The sequence below is a fragment of the uncultured Campylobacter sp. genome, from assembly GCF_938018145.1.
Lineage (GTDB): Bacteria > Campylobacterota > Campylobacteria > Campylobacterales > Campylobacteraceae > Campylobacter_A.
Genome location: NZ_CALIII010000176.1, coordinates 1 through 2,712, shown reverse-complemented (window position 1 = coordinate 2,712; position 2,712 = coordinate 1). Strand labels below are relative to the sequence as shown.

The 2,712-nt window shown below is 46.0% G+C and carries 2 protein-coding genes; one reads left to right on the top strand and one right to left on the bottom strand.

Translation table 11 applies throughout. The annotated features are described in order from the left end of the window. Positions 1 to 1,490: hypothetical protein (locus Q0338_RS04045; protein WP_298085638.1), on the bottom strand; the 1,490-nt coding region annotated here is incomplete at its 3' end. A gap of 210 nt (positions 1,491 to 1,700) precedes the next feature. On the opposite strand from Q0338_RS04045, the gene trpB reads away from it, so the two are divergent. After that, positions 1,701 to 2,712 (top strand): tryptophan synthase subunit beta (gene trpB, locus Q0338_RS04040; RefSeq protein WP_298085637.1); only part of this gene is annotated, 1,012 nt, incomplete at its 3' end.

The following is a 2,712-nucleotide window of genomic DNA, read 5'->3' as shown; positions in this document are numbered from 1 at the left end:
TTTGATAGCTCGGTATCGGGAACGTCTTTATTTATACCATAAACGATCTTTTCCACGCCGTCGCCGTATGAGAGGATGTGTGTGAAATAAACTATATCTTTACGGCCGGCATTTGACACCCAGTGGTTTGATGTTTGTTTGAGCATCTTTATATCGCTTTCGGCTTTAGGATCCAGTATCTCTCCGCTTGGTAGCTTTTTGTACCATTCGTACTTAAACGGCCCGTTTATATTGCCGTTTCGGTCTTTGTATTTAAACTCTATATACTCTTTTACGACTTGCGCGTCGTCCGGCAATCCAAACCAGTTTTTGGGCTTCTTTTCGCCGCTATCTTGGTAAACTATATCAAAATACCCGGTGCTGATAAACTCCCCCTGCCCGTCTATACGGTAAAAAATTTCAGTCGGTTTGTCTGAAATGTTCGCTACTATTTGATAACCCTGATTGGTATGGATTCTTTCGACCGTTACGGGATTTTCAAAGATGCTTTGACTGATTTTATCCAGCTCAGTTTTACGCTCGTGGATATATTTTATCTGGGCATTTAGCTCGTCTTTATCGGTAAAGTAGCGCGCCAATTTTCCTTCTTCGTTCAGCTTTAAAAATTTATCCGCGTACTCTTTTTCCAGCTTTTTATCGGACATCGTCTGATCCCCTAAAACAGCCTTTGAGTACGCGCGCGCCAGCTCATAGTATGCAGGCGCAAAATCTGGATTTTGCTTAACGAAATTTGTTAGTTTTTCTGTTTTTTGTTTGCCGTCTTCGAGTAAAATTTTGGCGTAACTATCGATCAAAATATCATCGTTTTTAAACATTTCGTTGTAAATTTCTTTTGCGCCGGCTTTGCCCTCTTGGATCTTTAAAAACGACTGAAATCTTAAATGCGGATCTAGTTTACGGTCGCTAAACGAAAAATATTTTACGTACGATTTTCTCGCATTTCCGTAATCTCCGCCAAGCTCGTATATACGCGCGTTATGATAATAATCCTCTTGCGTTTTCGGATTTGCGATGATGCCGCCGCCGTTGCCGATATTTTCGCTTAGCTTGTCTATTTTAGTATTAACGTTTTGTATAGCGGATTTTATATTTCCGGTATCTTCTTTTATTTCCGTTACCGTCTGCTTGATCTCGCCGGTGTCTTTTTTGATCATGCCTAGTAAATTTTGAATTTTTTCAAGCAACGGTATGATGCTGGCTAAGTAGCCGTTTTCGTTACCTTTTTCTTCCGCGCTTTGCAGTCCGTACATGGAGCCGGTGGCGATTATGCTTAAGCTCGTAAATACCATGATCGGCAAAACCCTTTGCCTCAATCTAGATAGCCCGATATAAGCCAAAAATAGGACGCAAGTGATAATTATGCTAGCATAAAATAGATATTTCGCAAAAGGAGCGATCGGCTGACAAATGTCGGAAATACCGCCGAAAACGGCAGCCAAACCGCCGGCCCAAATTTTATTTTTATTTAATGCTTCTTTTATGGCGCCCATAACTTTATCCTTTGGTTTTTATTTCGTCTTAAATACCTCTTGACTCGCTTACCAAATTTGACCGAAAGCCGCTTTTTTATATCGCCGTAACATATTTGGAATCATATCGTTTTTTATCCTAAAGTCAAATTTACGCGCGCTAAAAATACCGTAAAATAAGCCTAATAAAAACTTAAAATGCTAAAATAAACAAAAATTTAAAGGATACCGATGAACACCAAAGCATATTTCGGCAAATTCGGCGGGCAGTTCGTGCCCGAAACCGTGATGTTCGCGCTAGACGAACTCGAGGCCGCGTACGAGAGTATCGCAAAAACGGCTGAATTTGAGGCCGAACTAGACGACCTACTAAAAAATTACGTCGGACGCCCAAGCCCGCTATATCACGCAAAACGCCTAAGCGAGCACTACGGGCATGAAATTTACCTCAAACGCGAGGATCTAAACCACACCGGCGCGCATAAGATAAATAACGCCCTGGCTCAAGCGCTTCTAGCCAAAAAAATGGGCAAAAAGAAGGTTTTAGCAGAGACGGGCGCGGGTCAGCACGGCGTGGCGACTGCGACCGCGGCGGCATTGCTCGGCCTTGAGTGCGACGTGTATATGGGCGCGACAGACGTCGAGCGTCAGCAGCTAAACGCATTTCGCATGCAGCTTTTAGGCGCCAGAGTCGTGAGCGTAGAAGAGGGCCTAAAAACTCTAAAAGAGGCCACCACCGCAGCGATCCAAGCGTGGGTAAACGAGATAGAAAGCGCCTTTTACGTCATCGGCTCAGCAGTCGGCCCGCACCCGTATCCTAGGATCGTGCGCGACTTTCAGAGTATCATCGGCCGCGAGACCAAGGCTCAGCTAAAAGAATACGGCGTACATCCCGACTACGTCATCGCCTGCGTCGGCGGCGGCAGCAACGCGATCGGTATCTTTAGCGCGTTTTTGGGCGACGCGGACGTAAATTTGATCGGAGTCGAGGCTGCAGGCCTAGGCGCGCACACGCCGTATCACGCCGCAACTCTAACCAAGGGTCGCACAGGCATCATCCACGGCATGAAAACGATCGTTTTACAAGACGAATACGGCATGATCGAGCCGGTGCATAGTATCTCGGCGGGACTCGACTATCCGGGAGTGGGCCCAGAGCACGCGCACCTGCACGAGAGCAAGCGAGCCGCCTACTACGGCGTCACCGACGACGAGTGCATAAAAGCGCTATATCTAACCAGCC